Genomic DNA, 18,128 nt, shown 5'->3' on the forward strand with positions numbered 1-18,128 from the left:
TGATAGGTTGGGTGTGTAAGCGCTGTGAGGCGTTGAGCTAACCAATACTAATTGCCCGTGAGGCTTGACCATATAACACCCAAGCAATTTGCCTTGCAGATTGCGGTGGTGAAGACGAAACGAACCGAAAGTTCGAAGCGACTCACAAAGATCACATATCCGAATTGGCTGGCGTGTCTGCAAAGACGCACTGGCAACCGAATTTCTTGACGACCATAGAGCATTGGAACCACCTGATCCCATCCCGAACTCAGCAGTGAAACGATGCATCGCCGATGGTAGTGTGGGGTTTCCCCATGTGAGAGTAGGTCATCGTCAAGATTCATTTCGCAAAACCCCTATCTGCGCGAGCAGGTAGGGGTTTTGTCTTTTCCGCGTTCAAGAGCCGGCAGCATTCGCTGCCGAGAGCAAGCAGGTGGCCGACACCATTCGTAACCGGCTTTGCAAAGCACCATCTCCCACATTTCGAGTCTGAACACTAGAATAGAGCCGACTTTCCTATCAGAACTCCCTATGTCCAACCCTGCCGATCCCGAAGCGCTGGCCAGCCTGCCGCTGGAAGACCTCGTGGCTTGTCACGAGTGTGACCTGCTGCTGCGCAAGCCTGTGCTGCAGCATGGCGAGAAAGCCCAGTGTCCGCGCTGTGGCTACGAGCTCTATGCGCATCGTTACAATGTCGTCAATCGCAGCCTCGCGCTGGTGCTGACCGCGCTGTTTCTTTATATCCCGGCCAATTTCCTGCCTATCATGCAACTGCACCTGCTTGGCCAGACCGCTGACGACACGGTGTGGAGCGGTGTTCTGGGCCTGTACAACTCTGAAATGCGCGGCGTCGCCGTTGTGGTGTTCCTGTGCAGCATGGCCATTCCATTGCTCAAGCTGCTGTGCCAACTCCTGGTACTGCTGAGCATTCGCCTGAATATCGGTCGTGGTCATGGCCTGTTGTTCTATCGCATCTATCATCACCTGCGGGAGTGGGGGATGCTCGAGGTGTACTTCATGGGTGTGCTGGTAGCGATCGTCAAGCTGGTCGACCTGGCGCAACTGACCGTCGGGCTCGGTTTGTTCTGCTTTATCAGCCTGTTGCTGGTGCAGGTCTGGCTGGAGGTGGTGATGTCGCCGCATCAGATATGGGTAGCGCTCTCCGGGGAGGATACCCATGCGGGCGATTGATGCCGGTATCCTGGTCTGCAACGAGTGTCACGAGCTCAATCGCCAGGAGCCGGGCAGCGACTCGCAGGCCTGCACTCGTTGTGGTGCCATCGTGCATGCGCGTCGCCCCAACAGTATCGTGCGCACCTGGGCGCTGCTCGTCACTGCGATGATCCTGTACATCCCGGCCAACCTGCTGCCGATCATGACCGTCAGCACCTTGGGCCAGGGCAGCCCGGACACCATCATGTCCGGGGTCATCACCCTGATGAAGCACGGCATGCTGCCCATTGCCGCGGTGGTATTCATTGCCAGTATTCTGGTGCCGACCTTCAAGCTGGTGGGCATTGGCCTGCTGCTTTACTCGGTGCAGCGTCATCAGCCGCTCTCGGCCCGGCAGCGGATCCTGATGTACCGCTTTATCGAATTCATCGGTCGCTGGTCGATGCTCGACATCTTCGTCATCGCCATTCTGGTGGCGGTGGTGAATTTCGGTCGCATCGCCAGTGTCGAAGCCAACCTGGGCGCCGTCGCCTTTGCCAGTGTGGTGATCCTGACGATGCTTGCTGCTTTAACTTTCGATCCCCGACTGATCTGGGATAACACGGAGTCGGACGACGACCATGAGTGACTTGCCAACGGCCAAAACACGCCCAGCCTCGAACTGGTCGGCCATCTGGATTCTGCCGCTGATCGCCCTGATGATCGGGGGCTGGCTTGCCTGGCAGGCCTATCGTGACGCTGGCGTGGAGATTCAGGTTCGTTTCGAAACCGGCGAGGGTATCGTCGCCAACAAGACCGAGGTGATCTACAAGGGCATGTCGGTGGGCAAGGTTACCAGCCTGGTGCTGGATGCCGAGGGTAGCAACACGGGTGTGATCGCCACCATCGAGATGAACAAGACGGCCGAGCCGCACATGAATAAAGGCACGCGCTTCTGGCTGGTCAAGCCGAGCGTCAGCCTGGCTGGGATCTCCGGGCTGGAGACACTGGTTTCCGGCAACTACATCGCCGTTGATCCAGGGCAGGGTGAACCTACCCGTCGCTTCACCGCACTGGCCGAGGCACCACCGCTTTCTGACAAGGAGCCCGGCCTGCACCTGACGCTCAAGGCCGAGCGCCTGGGCTCGCTCAATCGTGAGAGCCCGGTGTTCTACAAGCAGATCCAGGTGGGCAAGGTAAAAAGCTATCGCCTGTCAGACGACCACGGAACGGTCGAGATCAAGCTGTTCATCGAGCCTGAATACGCTGGTCTGGTGCGCAAACACACGCGTTTCTGGAATGCCAGCGGCATCAGCATCGATGCCAATCTGTCGGGCGTCAAAGTGCGCAGTGAATCGCTGTCGAGCATCGTGGCTGGCGGCATCGCCTTCGCTACTCCAGAGCATCGCAAGGACAGCCCGCCCACCGATCCGAGCCTTCCGTTCCGTCTCTATGAGGACTTCGAGGCAGCTCAGGCTGGTATCCGCATCAAGGTGCACCTGACCGATTATGAAGGCCTGCAGGCTGGACGTACCCCGGTGATGTACAAGGGTATCCAGGTGGGCTCCATGAAAACGCTGAAGATCGATGATGGCCTCGATGGCGCCATGGCCGAGCTCACGTTGGACCCGTTGGCCGAAGACTACCTGGTGGAAGGTACCCAGTTCTGGGTGGTCAAACCGTCCATTTCATTGGCGGGCATTACCGGCCTGGAGGCGTTGGTAAAGGGTAACTACATCGCCATTCGTCCGGGTGAGAAGGGCGCGCGACCGCAGCGTGAGTTCGAGGCCAGGGCCAAGGCGCCACCGCTCGATCTGAAGGCGCCGGGCCTGCACCTGGTGTTGTTCGCTGACACGCTCGGCTCGCTCGAGGTGGGTAGCCCGGTAACCTATCGCCAGGTCAAGGTCGGTAGCGTGCAGAGCTACCAGTTCGCACGCAACAGCAAGCGCATCCTGATTGGTGTCCATATCGAGAAAGAGTATGCCGGCCTGGTGAACGGTTCGACGCGCTTCTGGAATGCCAGCGGCATCACGCTCACCGGCGGCCTGTCGGGTATCAAGATCAAGAGTGAGTCGTTGCAGACCCTGATGGCCGGTGGCATCGCTTTCGACACGCCGCAGCAGAACGTGCCGCTCAAACGACACATTCCACGTTTCCGCCTGCTGGAGAACGAGGAGGCAGCCAACCGTGCCGGCACTCTCGTGACCATCCGTGTGGAGCGTGCCGATGGTCTCAAACCCGGTACGCCGATCCGCTTCCGTGGCCTGGACGTAGGCAGCATTGAAAGCGTCGATCTGACCTCCGACCTGCAGGCTGTGCTGCTGCGTGCGCGGATCACCGATGCTGCGGACCGCATTGCCCGGGCAGGCACGCAATTCTGGGTGGTGAAGCCGGCATTCGGGCTGGTGCGCACAGAGAACCTGGATACCCTGATCGGCGGTCAGTACCTGGAGGTACAGCCGGCATTGAAGAGCCAGGGCCCGCAGCGGGATTTCATCGCCTTGCCCGAAGCGCCGGAGGTGGTTGGTCAGGAAGTCGGTCTGCCGCTGACGTTGAGCGCCTCGCGTCGTGGTTCGATAAAGCCGGGTGTACCAGTCACCTATCGTGAAGTACAGGTTGGCAAGGTCACGGGCTACGAACTGGGGCAGAGTGCGGATCGGGTGTTGATCCACATTCTAATCGAGCCACGTTATGCTGCCTTGGTGCGGGGCGGTAGCCGCTTCTGGAACAGCAGTGGTTTCGGCTTTGACTGGGGGCTGTTCAAGGGGGCCACGGTGCGGACCGAATCGCTGGAAACCCTCATCGACGGAGGGATCGCCTTTGCAACACCGGATGGCGAGCAGATGGGCAATCCCGCGCGGCCGCAGCAGACCTTCGCCCTGTTCGATAAACCGGATGATGCCTGGTTGCAGTGGGCGCCGAAGATCCCGGTGGGCAAGTAGCAATGAGTCCGGGGCCGCTTATCGCGGCCCGGACTTCTTGGTTGACCTGTCGATGGCCAGCTAAATCGCAGGCAACAAAAAACCGACCCTAAGGTCGGTTTTTGTTAAAGCGCGTCGCTTAGGCAGCTGCAGCTTCTTTCAGCGCCTTGATGTGGCCATTCAGACGGCCTTTGTGGCGAGCAGCTTTATTCTTGTGGATGATGCCTTTATCGGCCATACGGTCGATTACAGGCACAGCCAGAGTGTAAGCAGCTTGCGCTTTTTCGGCGTCTTTAGCGTCGATGGCCTTGACTACGTTCTTGATGTAGGTACGGACCATGGAACGCAGGCTGGCGTTGTGGCTGCGACGCTTCTCAGCCTGTTTTGCACGTTTCTTGGCGGAAGGTGTGTTGGCCACCGTCGAGCTCCTCGAAAGACTTTTGGGTAAATAGCAAACAAATAAGGCCGCGAATCATGCCGATGAGTCGGACGGATGTCAAGGCCAGTTGCAAGGATCTGCCGAGTGGCATGTGTGCGCGGAAGGAGAGATTCCTTTCTACGCAACGACCTGTAAACTCGGGAGTTTTTGGCACCCCTGCAAAGAAGCGGGATTATCGCACATCCGGGCGTCATCTGGCAGCGCTCTCAAGTCCCAGGCGTAAAACTTTTCGATGAACCTGCTCAAATCCCTGGCTGCAGTCAGCTCCATCACCATGATTTCGCGGGTGCTGGGTTTCGTGCGCGACACCATTCTGGCGCGGGTCTTCGGCGCCGGCATCGCCACCGACGCCTTCTTCATTGCCTTCAAACTGCCCAACCTGCTGCGGCGTATCTTCGCCGAGGGCGCGTTTTCCCAAGCCTTCGTGCCGATTCTTGCCGAATACAAGACCCAGCAGGGCGAGGAGGCCACGCGCACTTTCATCGCCTATGTCAGTGGCCTGCTCACGCTGGTCCTGGCTCTGGTCACTGCCCTGGGCATACTCGCCGCGCCCTGGGTGGTGTGGGTCACGGCCCCCGGCTTTGTCGACAGTGCCGAGAAATACGAACTCACCACCGCACTGTTGCGGGTGACGTTTCCTTATATATTGCTGATATCCCTGTCGTCGCTGGCCGGGGCGATCCTCAACACCTGGAACCGCTTCTCGGTGCCGGCCTTCACGCCGACCCTGCTGAACGTGGCGATGATCGCCTTCGCCGTGTTCCTCACCCCCTATTTCGACCCGCCGATCATGGCCCTGGCCTGGGGCGTGCTGGCGGGGGGGCTGGCCCAGCTGCTGTATCAGCTGCCAGCCTTGAAGAAGATCGGCATGCTCGTGCTGCCACGGCTGAACCTGCGCGATACCGGGGTATGGCGCGTGCTCAAGCAGATGCTGCCGGCGATCCTCGGGGTGTCGGTGAGCCAGATTTCGCTGATCATCAACACCATCTTTGCCTCCTTCCTGGTGGCCGGTTCGGTGTCGTGGATGTACTACGCCGACCGCCTGATGGAGCTTCCTTCCGGTGTGCTGGGCGTAGCCTTGGGCACCATTCTTCTGCCGACCCTGGCCAAGACCTACGCCAACAAGGACCGTGAAGAGTATTCGCGGATCCTCGACTGGGGCCTGCGCCTGTGCTTCCTGCTGGTGCTGCCTTGCACCCTGGCCCTGGCGATCCTCGCCGAGCCGCTGACCGTGGCGCTGTTCCAGTACGGTAAGTTCACCGCCACCGATGCCGCCATGACCCAGCGCGCACTGATCGCCTATTCGGTCGGTCTGCTGGCGATCATCCTGGTCAAGGTCCTAGCGCCTGGCTTCTATGCGCAGCAGAACATCCGTACGCCGGTGAAGATCGCCATCTTCACCCTGGTCTGCACGCAATTGTTCAACCTCGCCCTGATCGGCCCGCTGCAACATGCAGGTCTGGCCCTGGCTATCAGCCTGGGGGCCTGCCTCAACGCCGGGTTGCTGTTCTGGAAGCTGCGCAGCCAAGGCCTGTTCCAGCCCCAGGCCGGCTGGATGGTATTCCTGCTAAAGCTGGTACTGGCGGTGGCGCTGATGTCTGGCGTGCTGCTGCTGGGCATGCACTTCATGCCAGCCTGGGAGCAGGGCAACATGCTCGAGCGTTTCCTGCGCCTGGGCGCATTGATCGGCGCGGGTGTGGTGACCTACTTCGGGTGCCTGTTCCTGTGCGGTTTCCGCCCTCGGCACTTTGTCCGCAAGGCGCTGCATTGAGGTCGGGGCAGGGCCAGGCGTCGGTTTTTCGCATTCCACGGCCCACAGTGGCACTGCTGCCTGTCACCAGCGCCCCGGTGTGGTTATAATCGGCCACTTTATGAGCAAGAAGCGCGTTATGCAGCTGGTTCGAGGTCTTCACAACCTGCGCCCCGAGCACCGGGGCTGTGTCGCCACCATTGGCAACTTCGACGGGGTTCACCGGGGCCACCAGGCCATCCTGGCGCGCCTGCGTGAGCGCGGCCAGGAGCTGGGCCTGCCCACCTGCGTGGTGATCTTCGAGCCGCAGCCGCGGGAATATTTCGCCCCGGACACCGCGCCGGCCCGGCTGGCGCGTCTGCGCGACAAAATCGAGCTGCTGGCCGACGAAGGCATTGACCGGGTGTTGTGCCTGGCCTTCAACCAGCGCCTTAGCCAGCTCAGCGCCGATCAGTTCGTCAAGGCGGTGCTGGTCGATGGCCTGGGCGTGCGTCACCTGGAAGTCGGCGACGACTTCCGCTTCGGCTGCGATCGTGCCGGCGACTTCGACTTCCTGGTGCAGGCCGGCCAGCAGTACGGTTTCACCGTCGAGGCGGCCAACACCGTGATCCAGGACGGCCTGCGCGTCAGCAGCACCGAAGTGCGCAAGGCCCTGGCCGAAGCCGACTTCGAGCTGGCCGAGCACTTGCTGGGCCGTCCGTATCGCATTACCGGGCGCGTGCTGCACGGCCAGAAACTGGCCCGTCAGCTCGGCACGCCCACCGCCAACATCCAGCTCAAGCGCCGTCGCGTGCCGCTGTCCGGGGTCTACCTGACCAGCATCGAAATCGACGGCACGCCTTGGCCGGGTGTCGGCAACATCGGGGTTCGTCCCACCGTCAAGGGTGATGGGCGTCCCCACCTGGAAATCCATCTCCTGGACTACACCGGCGACCTCTATGGCCGGCGTCTGACAGTGGAGTTCCACCACAAGCTGCGCGAGGAGCAGCGATTCGCCTCCCTGGAGGCGCTGAAGTCGGCGATCGACGCGGACATCGCCGCCGCACGTGCCCACTGGCACGCTCAACCGCTAACCAAGAGCCTGAAATGACCGACTACAAAGCCACGCTTAACCTTCCGGACACCGCCTTCCCCATGAAGGCCGGCCTGCCTCAGCGCGAACCGCAGATCCTGCAGCGCTGGGACAGCATTGGCCTGTACCGGAAGTTGCGCGAGATTGGCAAGGATCGTCCGAAGTTCGTCCTGCACGACGGCCCGCCCTATGCCAACGGCAAAATCCACATCGGTCACGCGCTGAACAAGATCCTCAAGGACATGATCGTCCGCTCCAAGACCTTGTCGGGCTTCGACGCGCCCTACGTGCCGGGCTGGGACTGCCACGGCCTGCCGATCGAGCACAAGGTCGAGGTCACCCATGGCAAGCACCTGACGCCCGACCAGACCCGCGAACTGTGCCGCGCCTACGCCGCCGAGCAGATCGAAGGGCAGAAGAGCGAATTCATCCGCCTGGGTGTGCTGGGTGACTGGGACAACCCCTACAAGACCATGGACTTCGCCAACGAAGCTGGCGAGATCCGCGCCCTGGCCGAGATGGTCAAGCAAGGCTACGTGTTCAAGGGCCTCAAGCCGGTGAACTGGTGCTTCGATTGCGGTTCGGCGCTGGCCGAGGCCGAGGTCGAGTACGCCGACAAGAAATCCCAGACCATCGATGTCGCCTTCCCGATCGCCGACCAGGACAAACTGGCCGCCGCCTTCGGCCTGGCTTCGCTGAACAAGCCTGCCGCGATCGTGATCTGGACCACCACCCCCTGGACCATTCCGGCCAACCAGGCGCTGAACATCCACCCGGACTTCAACTACGCCCTGGTCGATACCGGCGAGCGCCTGCTGGTGCTGGCCGAGGAACTGGTCGAGTCGTGCCTGAAGCGTTACGCGCTGGAAGGCTCGGTCGTGGCCACCGCGCCAGGCAAGGCGCTGGAACTGATCAATTTCCGCCATCCGTTCTACGAGCGCCTGTCGCCCATCTACCTGGCCGAGTACGTCGAGCTGGGCGCCGGTACGGGCGTGGTCCACTCCGCGCCGGCCTACGGTGAGGACGACTTCGTCACCTGCAAGCGCTACGGCATGGTCAACGACGACATTCTCACGCCCGTGCAGAGCAACGGTGTGTACGCGCCATCGCTGGAGTTCTTCGGTGGCCAGTTCATCTGGAAGGCCAATCCGGCCATCGTCGAGAAGCTGCAGGAAGTCGGTGCGCTGCTGCACACCGAAACCATCAGCCACAGCTACATGCACTGCTGGCGCCACAAGACCCCGTTGATCTACCGCGCCACCGCACAGTGGTTCGTTGGCATGGACAAGCAGCCCAACAACGGTGAAAACCTGCGTGAGCGTGCGCTCAAGGCCATCGAAGACACCAAGTTCGTGCCGTCCTGGGGCCAGGCTCGCCTGCACGCGATGATCGCCAACCGTCCTGACTGGTGCATCTCGCGTCAGCGCAACTGGGGCGTACCTATCCCGTTCTTCCTCGACAAACAGACCGGCGAGCTGCACCCTCGCACCGTCGAGCTGATGGAAGAAGTGGCCAAGCGCGTCGAGAAACAAGGCATCGAGGCCTGGTTCAAGCTCGACGCCAAGGAGCTGCTGGGTGACGAGGCCGGCCAGTACGACAAGATCGCCGACACCCTCGACGTCTGGTTCGACTCCGGTACCACTCACTGGCACGTGCTGCGTGGCTCGCACGACATCGGCCATACCACCGGCCCGCGCGCCGACCTGTACCTGGAAGGTTCCGACCAGCACCGCGGCTGGTTCCACTCCTCCCTGCTGACCGGTTGCGCCATCGACGGCCACGCGCCGTACCGCGAGCTGCTGACCCACGGTTTCACCGTGGACGAGAACGGCCGCAAGATGTCCAAGTCGCTGGGTAACACCATCGAGCCGGAAAAGGTCAACAACACCTTGGGCGCCGACATCCTGCGCCTGTGGGTTTCTGCCACCGATTACTCCGGCGAGATGGCCGTTTCCGAGCAGATCCTGCAGCGCAGCGCCGACGCCTACCGGCGTATCCGCAACACCGCGCGCTTCCTGCTCTCCAACCTGTCCGGCTTCGATCCGGCGCGCGACCTGTTGCCGGCCGAAGACATGCTGGCCCTGGACCGCTGGGCGGTCGATCGCACCCTGCTGCTGCAGCGTGAGCTCGAAGAGAACTACGCCGAGTACCGGTTCTGGAACGTCTACTCCAAGGTGCACAACTTCTGCGTGCAGGAGCTGGGCGGCTTCTACCTCGACATCATCAAGGACCGCCAGTACACCACCGGCGCCAACAGCGTTGCGCGCCGCTCCTGCCAGACCGCGCTGTACCACATCAGCGAGGCGCTGGTGCGCTGGATCGCGCCGATCCTGGCTTTCACCGCCGACGAGATCTGGCAGTACCTGCCGGGCGAGCGCAACGAGTCGGTCATGCTCAACACCTGGTACCAGGGCCTGAGCGAGCTGCCACAGGACAGCGAGCTCGATCGCGCCTACTGGGACCGCATCATGGCGGTCAAGGCGGCGGTCAACAAGGAGCTGGAGAACCAGCGCGTGGCCAAGGTCATCGGTGGCAACCTGCAAGCGGAAGTCACGATCTTCGCCGAGGAAGGCCTGAGCGCCGACCTGGCCAAGCTGGGCGACGAGTTGCGCTTCGTGCTGATCACCTCTGCCGCCAGCGTGGTGCCGTTCGTCCAGGCGCCGGCCGAGGCGGTGACAACCGAAGTCGAAGGCCTCAAGCTGAAAGTGGTCAAGTCCGGCCACGCCAAGTGCGGCCGTTGCTGGCACTTCCGCGCCGACGTCGGCAGCCACCCGGAACACCCGGAAATCTGCGCTCGCTGCGTCGACAACATCAGCGGCAACGGTGAGGTGCGCCACTATGCCTAATCCTGCAGCGGGGCGCTTCGGGCGCCTTGCCTGGCTCTGGCTGAGCCTGGTGGTCCTGGTCCTCGACCAGGCCACCAAGCTGTATTTCGACAACGCCCTGACCATGTACCAGCAGATCGTGGTCATTCCCGACTACTTCAGCTGGACCTTGGCCTACAACACGGGCGCGGCCTTCAGTTTCCTGGCCGACAGCTCGGGCTGGCAGCGCTGGTTGTTCGCCCTGATCGCCGTGGTGGTCAGCGCCGTGCTGGTGGTCTGGCTCAAGCGCCTGGGGCGCAACGAGACCTGGCTGGCGGTCGCGCTGGCCCTGGTGCTGGGTGGTGCCATCGGCAACCTGTGGGACCGCGTCGTGCTGGGGCATGTGGTCGACTTCATCCTCGTCCACTGGCGCAACACCCACTACTTCCCGGCCTTCAACCTGGCCGACAGTGCGATTACCGTCGGTGCGGTGATGCTGGCGCTGGACATGTTCAAGAGCAAGAAAACCGAGGAGCCGGTCCATGACTGAGACCCGTATCGGCCAGAACACCGAAGTCACTCTGCACTTCGCGCTGCACCTGGAAAACGGCGACACCGTCGACAGCACCTTCGACAAGGCACCCGCCGTGTTCAAGGTCGGCGATGGCAACCTGCTGCCGGGCTTCGAGACTGCACTGTTCGGCTTCAAGGCTGGCGACGAGCGCAAGCTGACCATCGCCCCTGAGAACGCCTTCGGTCAGCCCAACCCGCAGAACGTGCAGGTGATGCCCCGTTCGCAGTTCGACGGCATGGAGCTGTCCGAGGGCCTGCTGGTGATCTTCAACGATGCCGCCAACACCGAACTTCCGGGTGTGGTGAAAGCCTTCGATGACAACCAGGTGACCATCGACTTCAACCATCCGCTGGCTGGCAAGACCCTGAACTTCGAGGTCAAGATCCTCGATGTGAAGGCGCTGTGAGCCTGGAGCCGAGCATGCAAATCAAACTCGCCAACCCGCGTGGCTTCTGCGCGGGTGTCGACCGGGCGATCGAAATCGTCAACCGTGCCCTGGAAGTTTTCGGGCCGCCGATCTACGTGCGCCACGAAGTGGTGCACAACAAGTTCGTCGTCGAGGACCTGCGCAACCGCGGCGCGATCTTCGTCGAAGAGCTGGATCAGGTCCCGGACGATGTGATCGTCATCTTCAGTGCCCACGGCGTCTCGCAAGCCGTGCGCCAGGAAGCGGCCGGTCGTGGCCTGAAGGTGTTCGACGCCACCTGTCCGCTGGTGACCAAGGTGCACATCGAGGTGGCCAAGTACAGCCGCGATGGCCGTGAGTGCATTCTCATCGGTCATGCCGGGCACCCTGAAGTCGAGGGCACCATGGGGCAGTACGATGCCAGCAATGGCGGTGCCATCTACCTCGTCGAGGACGAGAAGGATGTCGCCACCCTGCAGGTTCGCGATCCTGACCACCTGGCGTTCGTCACCCAGACCACGCTGTCGATGGACGACACCAGTCGCGTCATCGATGCCCTGCGTGCACGCTTCCCGAACATTGGTGGTCCGCGCAAGGACGATATCTGCTACGCCACCCAGAACCGTCAGGATGCGGTCAAGCAACTGGCCGATGAGTGTGATGTGGTGCTGGTGGTCGGCAGCCCAAACAGCTCCAACTCCAACCGTCTGCGCGAACTGGCCGAACGCATGAGCACGCCGGCCTACCTGATCGACGGTGCCGAAGACCTGCAGCGTGCCTGGTTCGACGGCGTCCAGCGCATCGGCATCACTGCAGGCGCTTCTGCGCCCGAGGTGCTGGTGCGTGGGGTGATCGAGCAGCTCAAGGCCTGGGGTGCTACGGGCGCTGAGGAGCTTGATGGACGTGAAGAGAACATCACCTTCTCGATGCCCAAGGAGCTGCGGGTTCGCTCGCTGATCTGATCAGGGGCCTGCGCAGCGCGGCGCTTCGCTCGCCCCGCTGCGCAGGCTGACTCGCCCGCTAGGTGCGACAACGACCCGATGCTGACTGCTGCCCTGGGCACGTTGGCAGATCTGCAAGGTGCCGCCGGAAAATGCGCCATTGTCGCGCAGCGGGACACCCAGGCCACTGAACCTCAGTTTTTCCAGGTTGGCAGCGATCCTCATGGGTCGGCCCAGCCGATGTTCGCGCAGCAGTTGTTGGTTGCCTTCCAGCACTGTTTGCCAACCCTTCCCCCAATCCCCCTCCAGCGGTTGCACCACAACGCTCCGGTTCTGCAGCAATGCGTCGCCACGTGCGCTTCGCAGGCTCTGTGCCAGGTCGCGGGCGGCTGCGGCCTGGCGAAGGTCTTCGGTCAAGTTGGCGTAGGCCGGTGCCGCGAGCTGTGTCAGAAGCGCGACCATGGCCAGTACGCTCATCATTTGTATCAGTGTTACTCCCTGTTGCCGCATCGTGCATTCCTCCCTGGAAGTGCTTCGCTGTAGCTTCGGTGCTGCGGACCAGGAGGTCCAGTCAGCCAGGCCGATCAGGCTTGGCGGGAAATTTCGCAGGAGGCGAAACCATGATGCACAGAGAGCGGGGCATGACCTTGCTGGAAGTGGTGTTGACAGTGCTGGTGCTGTCGCTCGGCTTGTTCGCCGCGGCGGCATCGCAGATACGCGCAGTGCAGGCCGGCGAGGGCGCGCGGCGCGATGCACAGGCGGTGCAGTTGGCGCACCTGTTGTTCGAGCGTGTGAGGGCGAGCGGTACGCTTGAACCCGAGGCGCTGCACGGCTGGCGCGCCCTGATAGGTTCATTGCTGGACGAGCGCGGTGAGGGGCGGGCGGTCGTGGCCGGAGAATGGTTGCAGCTGGAGATTCGCTGGCACGACCCACGCAGCAGCGAGGCGCAGGTCATCGCTCTGCAGGGCAGGGTGCTGCCATGACGCCTCGACAACGAGGCTTCGGCCTGTTGGAGGCCCTGATGGCACTGGCCTTGGGCTTGATACTGCTGGCCGCTGCGGGGCAAGCTCTGGTGTCGGCCCAGCAAGCCTGGCGCGTGCAAGGCGCGCTGTCGCGGATGCAGGATGACGCCTCGCTCGCCTTTCAGCGGCTGGCGCAGGACATTCGCATGACCGGCATGTTTGGCTGCCTGGCACCCGAAGCCATCGAGTTCATCGACCCCTCTGCTGCACAGGCCTTCGCCCAGCCGTTGCAGATATCCCATGCCGGCGATGGTCGCGAGGTCACGCTCAGCCTGGTGACGGCCGACGTGCGAGGGGCAGGAGGGAACCCGGATTGGACGCTGCTCACCGATTGTCTCACCTGGGCAGAGGTTCATCCGGCACGCCAGGCCGGTAGCGGCACTACGCTGGCGTTCCCGGTGCGGCGGCAGACCTACCGCTTTCAAGGCGACGGCCTGATGCTCAGCGGCGGCGGCATGAATGCCGTGCTCATCGACAATGTGCGTGCTTTTCGTGTCACCCGTGTCGTGGGCAATGAGGGGGAGCGCGTGGACCTGCAGTTGACCCTTGGCGATCCTGTGCTGGGCGTCGCGCGAAACTACGCGCTGAGCGTTGCCCTGCGCAACCGGTTGCCATCGTCATGAGCGCCCAGCGCGGAATGGTCTTGCTGCTGGCCCTGGTACTGAGCCTGCTGCTTGGCCTGTTCGCCATCTCGGCCCTGCGTGACACGTTGCAGCAGATGGCGTTGGCGGGCAGCGCGCTGGCGGCGGCGCGCGCCTTTGAAGAGGCCGAGGCGAGCCTGCTGGCGGGCGCGCTGCAGCTTGCCCTGGCGCCCCCCTCACCCTGCCAGGTGTGCGCCCCACCGCCCGTACCCCATGGCCTGATCGATGGGCAGCCACCGTGGCAGGCCAGCGAGCACGGTTTCTTTCTGGTGCAGCAACTGGGTGTTAGTACCCGCGCTGCGCACATGCCGGAAGGGGCGAGGGTGGTCTTGTTCCGGATCACTGCGGTAAGCCGTCAGGCCCGCGCACGGCAGGTACTGGAGGCGATCTATGCGGTCGAGCCCGAACAGGCCCAGGCACCCCGGCGTATCGCCTGGCGCCAGCGATTCAGGGAGTCTTGAGATGCAACGTGGCCTTAGCCTTATGGAGCTGTTGCTTGTCGTGGCCGTGACCGGCATTCTGGCGAGCGTTGCCTATCCCAGCTACAGCGACCAGCTTCGGCGTGCCGCGCGCGGCGAAGCGGTCGGCCTGCTGCACGATACCGCCCAGCGTCTGCAATCCCACTACGCCCGTACCGGCCAGTATGCCGACAGCGAGCAGTGGCAGACACCGCTGCCCGAGGGTAGCCGTTTCTACCGCCTGCGAGCCTGGCGCGAGCACGGCCAGTATCGGCTGCTGGCCGAGCGTCAGCCCCAGGGGCTGATGGCGCGTGATCGTTGTGGCGACTACCAGCTTGACCAGGCCGGTGCGCGCGCAAACCCCGGAGCGCTGGATGAGGCGGATTGTTGGTGAGGCGTTTTTACTTCAGGTGTTGGATCGACAGATGAGCAAGCACGTAGTGATTGTCGGTGGCGGGGTGATCGGTCTGCTGACTGCGTTCAACCTGGCCGCAAAGGTTGACCGTGTAGTGGTGTGCGACCAGGGCGAGGTCGGTCGTGAGTCGTCCTGGGCCGGCGGGGGTATCGTCTCGCCCCTGTATCCGTGGCGCTACAGCCCGGCGGTGACCGCCCTGGCGCATTGGTCGCAGGATTTCTATCCACAGTTGGGCGAGCGTCTGTTCGCCAGCACGGGTGTCGACCCTGAAGTGCACACCACCGGTTTGTACTGGCTCGACCTCGACGATGAAGCCCAGGCCCTGGCCTGGGCTGCACGCGAACACCGTCCCTTGAGCGCCGTCGACATCTCGGCGGCCTATGACGCCGTGCCGGTGCTCGGCCCAGGCTATCAGCACGCGATCTACATGGCCGGTGTGGCCAACGTACGCAACCCGCGCCTGGTGAAGTCGCTGAAAGCCGCGTTGCTGGCACTGCCCAACGTCAGCCTGCGCGAACACTGCCAGATCAGCGGTTTCGCCCAGAAAGACGGGCGCGTGACCGGCGTGCTGACGGATGAAGGCGTGCTGGCCGCCGACGACGTGGTGCTCAGTGCCGGTGCCTGGAGTGGCGACCTGTTGCGCACCCTCGGGCTGGAGTTGCCGGTTGAGCCGGTAAAGGGCCAGATGATCCTGTTCAAGTGCGAGGCCGACTTTCTGCCGAGCATGGTACTGGCCAAGGGGCGCTATGCAATTCCGCGGCGTGACGGGCATATCCTGGTGGGCAGCACGCTTGAGCACGAGGGCTACGACAAGACCCCGACCGAGGTTGCGCTGCAAAGCCTGCGGGCTTCGGCGATCGAGCTGTTGCCGCAATTGAAGGACGCACCGGTCGTGGGGCATTGGGCCGGGCTGCGACCGGGCTCGCCTGAAGGTATTCCCTACATCGGGCCGGTGCCTGGGCACGCCGGGCTGTGGCTCAACTGCGGGCATTACCGCAACGGTCTGGTGCTGGCGCCTGCTTCGTGCCAGTTGTTTACCGACCTGCTGACCGGCGCCGAGCCGATCATCGATCCTGCCCCCTACGCCCCGGCCGGGCGTCTGGGCTGACAACACGCAGCGGCCTCGCGTCGCGCAAGGCCGCTGCGTGTTTTGCACAGACCTCAGTGCCGGTGCGGCGCCTGCAGGTGCCGACTCGGGTAATGCTGTTCGTACACCTTGCACACCCTTAGCACCTGTTCATCTGCAAAGCGCGCGCCTACTACTTGCAGCCCCACCGGCAATCCCTCGCGGGTGAAGCCGCAGGGGACCGACGCCGCAGGCTGCTGGGTCAGGTTGAACGGGTAGCTGAAGGGCGTCCACTCCATCCACTGCGCCATGCCCGACCCTGGCGGCACGTTGTGCCCGGCTTCGAATGCGACCAGCGGCAGCATCGGTGAAAGCAGCACGTCATGACGCTGGTGGAAGGCGTTCATCTGCGCGATCAGCTCGGCACGTGCTTCCAGTGCCTGGGTGTAATCGGCCAGGCTGATGCCAGCCCCCTGCTCGGCGATCCCGCGCAGGCCCGGGTCGAGCAAGTCCCGCTGTGCCTCGCTCAGCCCACTGGCCAAGCGTGCCGCGCCCGCGAACCACAGGGTATTGAAGGTCTGCAGCGGGTCGCTGAACCCTGGATCGACTTCCTCCACCGTCGCCCCCAGGCGCGCCAGGCGTTGCACGGCTTGGGCCACCAGTGCCTGGATCTGCGGATCGACCTGTATGTAGCCGAAGTCGGCGCTGTAGGCGATACGCAGGCCGCGCAGGTCTGTCGAGTCGTCCAGCCAGGGCGACTGACGTGGGGCTCCGGCCAGGCCGTCGCGCGGGTCGGGGCGGGCTACGCTGTCGAGCATCAGCACGGCGTCATCCACCGTACGGGTCATCGGCCCCAGGTGCGACAGCACGGTCATGGCGCTGGCTGGCCACTGCGGTACGTAGCCGAAGGTCGGCTTGATGCCGAAGGTACCGGTGAAGGCGCAGGGGATTCGAATCGAGCCACCGGCATCGCTGCCCTGGTGCAGCACGCCGAGATTGAGCGCCGCTGCTGCTGCCGCACCGCCAGACGACCCGCCCGCGGTCAGGCGGGTATCCCAGGGGTTGCGGGTGATGCCGTACAACGGGTTGTCGGTGACCCCTTTCCAGCCGAACTCCGGCGTGGTGGTCTTGCCCACCAGCACGGCGCCGGCCTCGCGCATGAAGGCGCTGAACGGTGCATCGACTTCCCATGGTCCGACGCCTGAGCTGGTGCGCGAGCCCTTGCGTGTCGGCATGCCGCGGGTCAAGGTCAGGTCCTTGATCGACGCGGGCAAGCCGTCCAGGCGCCCGCACGGCTCGCCACGCTGCCAGCGGCGTTCGCTGGCGCGGGCAGCGGCGCGTGCGCCCTCGCCGTCGACATGGCAGTAGGCGTTGACGGCGGGGTTGTGCAGGTCGATGCGGGCCAGCACGTCGTCGATCACTTCGAGGGGCGATAACTGGCGGCGGCGGTACAGTTCGAGCAGCTCGGTGGCACTGAATTCACCGATGGCGGTCTTGCCTGTCATCTCAATGGGCTCCCGGGTTGGCGGCCTGGACCATGGCGCGCAGCAGCACATCGCAGCCGTCTGCCAGGTCCTGCGGCGCGGCGTTCTCGATTTCGTTATGGCTGATGCCGCCTTCACACGGCACGAAGATCATCCCGGCCGGGCCCAGTTCGGCGAGGAAGATCGCATCGTGGCCAGCGCCACTGACGATGTCCATGTGACTCAAGCCCAATTCGCGCGCACCCTGGCGTACCGCATCGACGCACTGCTCGGCGAAGTACAACGGAGGGAAGTCGGCGGTGGGGGTGAGCTCGAAACTCAGGCCATGGCGGGCGGCGCTGGCCTCGATCACCTCGCGCACCTCGGCGACCATCGCATCCAGGTGGGCGGGGTCGAGGTGGCGCAGATCGAGCGTCATCTGCACCTGGCCGGGAATCACGTTGCGCGAACCGGGGTGCACGTTCAGACAGCCGACGGTGCCGCAGGCATGTGGCTGGTGGGCGTGGGCCACGCGGTTCACCGCAGCGACTACCTCGGCGGCGCCGACCAAGGCATCCTTGCGCAGGTGCATCGGTGTCGGGCCGGCATGGGCCTCGACGCCGGTGAACACCAGGTCGAACCATTTCTGGCCCAGGCAGCCCTGCACCACACCGATGGTGGTGCGCTGGTCCTCCAGCACCGGCCCCTGCTCGATATGCGCTTCGAAATAGGCGCCGACCGGATGCCCGACCGGCACCCGCGGGCCGGCGTAACCGATGCGCTGAAGCTCCGCGCCCACCGAAAGGCCCTGTTCGTCGACCTTGTCGAGGGTCTCCTGCAGACCGAACTTACCGGCAAACACCCCCGATCCCATCATGCACGGTGGGAAGCGCGAGCCTTCTTCGTTGGTCCACACCACCACTTCCAGCGGGGCCTCGGTCTGCAGGCCAAGGTCATTGAGGGTGCGCATCACCTCAAGCCCGGCCATGACGCCGTAGCAGCCGTCGAACTTGCCGCCGGTG

The 18,128-nt window shown here is 63.5% G+C and carries 18 protein-coding genes and 1 rRNA gene; 15 read left to right on the forward strand and 4 right to left on the reverse strand.

Annotated features, from left to right (window positions below; genetic code table 11):
• Positions 1-205: 205 nt before the first annotated feature.
• The 4 genes from rrf to VA602_RS09750 all read left to right on the forward strand — a co-directional run bounded on the left by rrf (position 206) and on the right by VA602_RS09750 (position 4,076).
• Positions 206-321: ribosomal RNA gene (rrf, locus tag VA602_RS09735) — 5S ribosomal RNA — on the forward strand.
• 192 nt (positions 322-513) lie between these two features.
• Positions 514-1,173 (forward strand): paraquat-inducible protein A, encoded by a 660-nt coding sequence (locus VA602_RS09740; RefSeq protein ID WP_065863427.1) that lies wholly within the window; start codon positions 514-516, stop codon positions 1,171-1,173.
• Positions 1,160-1,783, forward strand: coding sequence for a paraquat-inducible protein A (locus VA602_RS09745; protein ID WP_054895092.1), 624 nt, complete (start codon positions 1,160-1,162; stop codon positions 1,781-1,783). Before VA602_RS09740 ends, VA602_RS09745 begins: the two co-directional genes overlap by 14 nt.
• Positions 1,776-4,076: a PqiB family protein gene (locus VA602_RS09750; RefSeq protein ID WP_054895093.1), complete on the forward strand. Its 2,301-nt coding sequence runs from the start codon at positions 1,776-1,778 to the stop codon at positions 4,074-4,076. The genes VA602_RS09745 and VA602_RS09750 overlap by 8 nt, the downstream gene beginning before the upstream one ends.
• Positions 4,077-4,194: 118 nt before the next feature.
• Here the strand turns inward: VA602_RS09750 and rpsT are convergent, their stop codons facing one another.
• Complete coding sequence (gene rpsT, locus VA602_RS09755; RefSeq protein ID WP_029614579.1) at positions 4,195-4,473, reverse strand: 30S ribosomal protein S20; 279 nt, start codon at positions 4,471-4,473, stop codon at positions 4,195-4,197.
• 253 nt (positions 4,474-4,726) lie between these two features.
• On the opposite strand from rpsT, the gene murJ reads away from it, so the two are divergent.
• The 6 genes from murJ (at position 4,727) to ispH (ending at position 12,062) form a co-directional block, all read left to right on the forward strand.
• On the forward strand, positions 4,727-6,265 hold the full coding sequence (gene murJ / locus VA602_RS09760; protein ID WP_323453115.1) for a murein biosynthesis integral membrane protein MurJ: 1,539 nt from the start codon (positions 4,727-4,729) through the stop codon (positions 6,263-6,265).
• 118 nt (positions 6,266-6,383) lie between these two features.
• On the forward strand, positions 6,384-7,334 hold the full coding sequence (ribF, locus tag VA602_RS09765) for a bifunctional riboflavin kinase/FAD synthetase (RefSeq protein ID WP_323453116.1): 951 nt from the start codon (positions 6,384-6,386) through the stop codon (positions 7,332-7,334).
• Entirely contained in the window at positions 7,331-10,162 is a 2,832-nt protein-coding gene (gene ileS / locus VA602_RS09770; protein ID WP_323453117.1) for an isoleucine--tRNA ligase, read from the forward strand. Before ribF ends, ileS begins: the two co-directional genes overlap by 4 nt.
• A complete protein-coding gene (gene lspA / locus VA602_RS09775; protein WP_054895097.1) occupies positions 10,155-10,670 on the forward strand; it encodes a signal peptidase II in 516 nt (171 codons plus the stop codon). The genes ileS and lspA overlap by 8 nt, the downstream gene beginning before the upstream one ends.
• Positions 10,663-11,100 (forward strand): FKBP-type peptidyl-prolyl cis-trans isomerase, encoded by a 438-nt coding sequence (locus VA602_RS09780; RefSeq protein ID WP_065863423.1) that lies wholly within the window; start codon positions 10,663-10,665, stop codon positions 11,098-11,100. The genes lspA and VA602_RS09780 overlap by 8 nt, the downstream gene beginning before the upstream one ends.
• Positions 11,101-11,114: 14 nt before the next feature.
• Positions 11,115-12,062: a 4-hydroxy-3-methylbut-2-enyl diphosphate reductase gene (gene ispH, locus VA602_RS09785; protein ID WP_063542800.1), complete on the forward strand. Its 948-nt coding sequence runs from the start codon at positions 11,115-11,117 to the stop codon at positions 12,060-12,062.
• Here ispH and VA602_RS09790 read toward each other — a convergent pair whose 3' ends face one another.
• Positions 12,063-12,551: a GspH/FimT family pseudopilin gene (locus VA602_RS09790; protein WP_112897288.1), complete on the reverse strand. Its 489-nt coding sequence runs from the start codon at positions 12,549-12,551 to the stop codon at positions 12,063-12,065.
• A 110-nt stretch (positions 12,552-12,661) separates the two neighbouring features.
• Here VA602_RS09790 and VA602_RS26770 point away from each other — a divergent pair, with 110 nt between their 5' ends.
• From VA602_RS26770 to thiO, 5 genes are read left to right on the forward strand one after another with little or no spacing between them, the layout of a single operon-like run.
• Positions 12,662-13,024: a prepilin-type N-terminal cleavage/methylation domain-containing protein gene (locus VA602_RS26770; RefSeq protein ID WP_407682505.1), complete on the forward strand. Its 363-nt coding sequence runs from the start codon at positions 12,662-12,664 to the stop codon at positions 13,022-13,024.
• Positions 13,021-13,686 carry a PilW family protein gene (locus VA602_RS09800; RefSeq protein WP_323453118.1) on the forward strand — a complete coding sequence of 222 codons (666 nt, stop codon included), beginning with the start codon at positions 13,021-13,023 and terminating at the stop codon, positions 13,684-13,686. The genes VA602_RS26770 and VA602_RS09800 overlap by 4 nt, the downstream gene beginning before the upstream one ends.
• On the forward strand, positions 13,683-14,165 hold the full coding sequence (locus tag VA602_RS09805) for a hypothetical protein (RefSeq protein WP_323453119.1): 483 nt from the start codon (positions 13,683-13,685) through the stop codon (positions 14,163-14,165). Before VA602_RS09800 ends, VA602_RS09805 begins: the two co-directional genes overlap by 4 nt.
• Position 14,166: 1 nt before the next feature.
• A complete protein-coding gene (locus VA602_RS09810; protein ID WP_200602656.1) occupies positions 14,167-14,556 on the forward strand; it encodes a type IV pilin protein in 390 nt (129 codons plus the stop codon).
• Positions 14,557-14,587: 31 nt separating this feature from the next.
• Complete coding sequence (gene thiO / locus VA602_RS09815; RefSeq protein WP_323453120.1) at positions 14,588-15,685, forward strand: glycine oxidase ThiO; 1,098 nt, start codon at positions 14,588-14,590, stop codon at positions 15,683-15,685.
• Positions 15,686-15,738: 53 nt separating this feature from the next.
• On the opposite strand, the gene VA602_RS09820 is transcribed toward thiO, so the two are convergent.
• The gene (locus VA602_RS09820; RefSeq protein ID WP_153774753.1) at positions 15,739-17,148 is read right to left on the reverse strand and encodes an amidase; all 1,410 of its coding nucleotides are present in this window, start codon (positions 17,146-17,148) and stop codon (positions 15,739-15,741) included.
• Position 17,149: 1 nt separating this feature from the next.
• A partial coding sequence (locus tag VA602_RS09825; protein ID WP_323453121.1) for an allantoate amidohydrolase occupies positions 17,150-18,128 on the reverse strand: 979 nt, incomplete at its 5' end.

It is taken from the genome of Pseudomonas machongensis (genome assembly GCF_034961125.1).
GTDB lineage: Bacteria > Pseudomonadota > Gammaproteobacteria > Pseudomonadales > Pseudomonadaceae > Aquipseudomonas > Aquipseudomonas machongensis.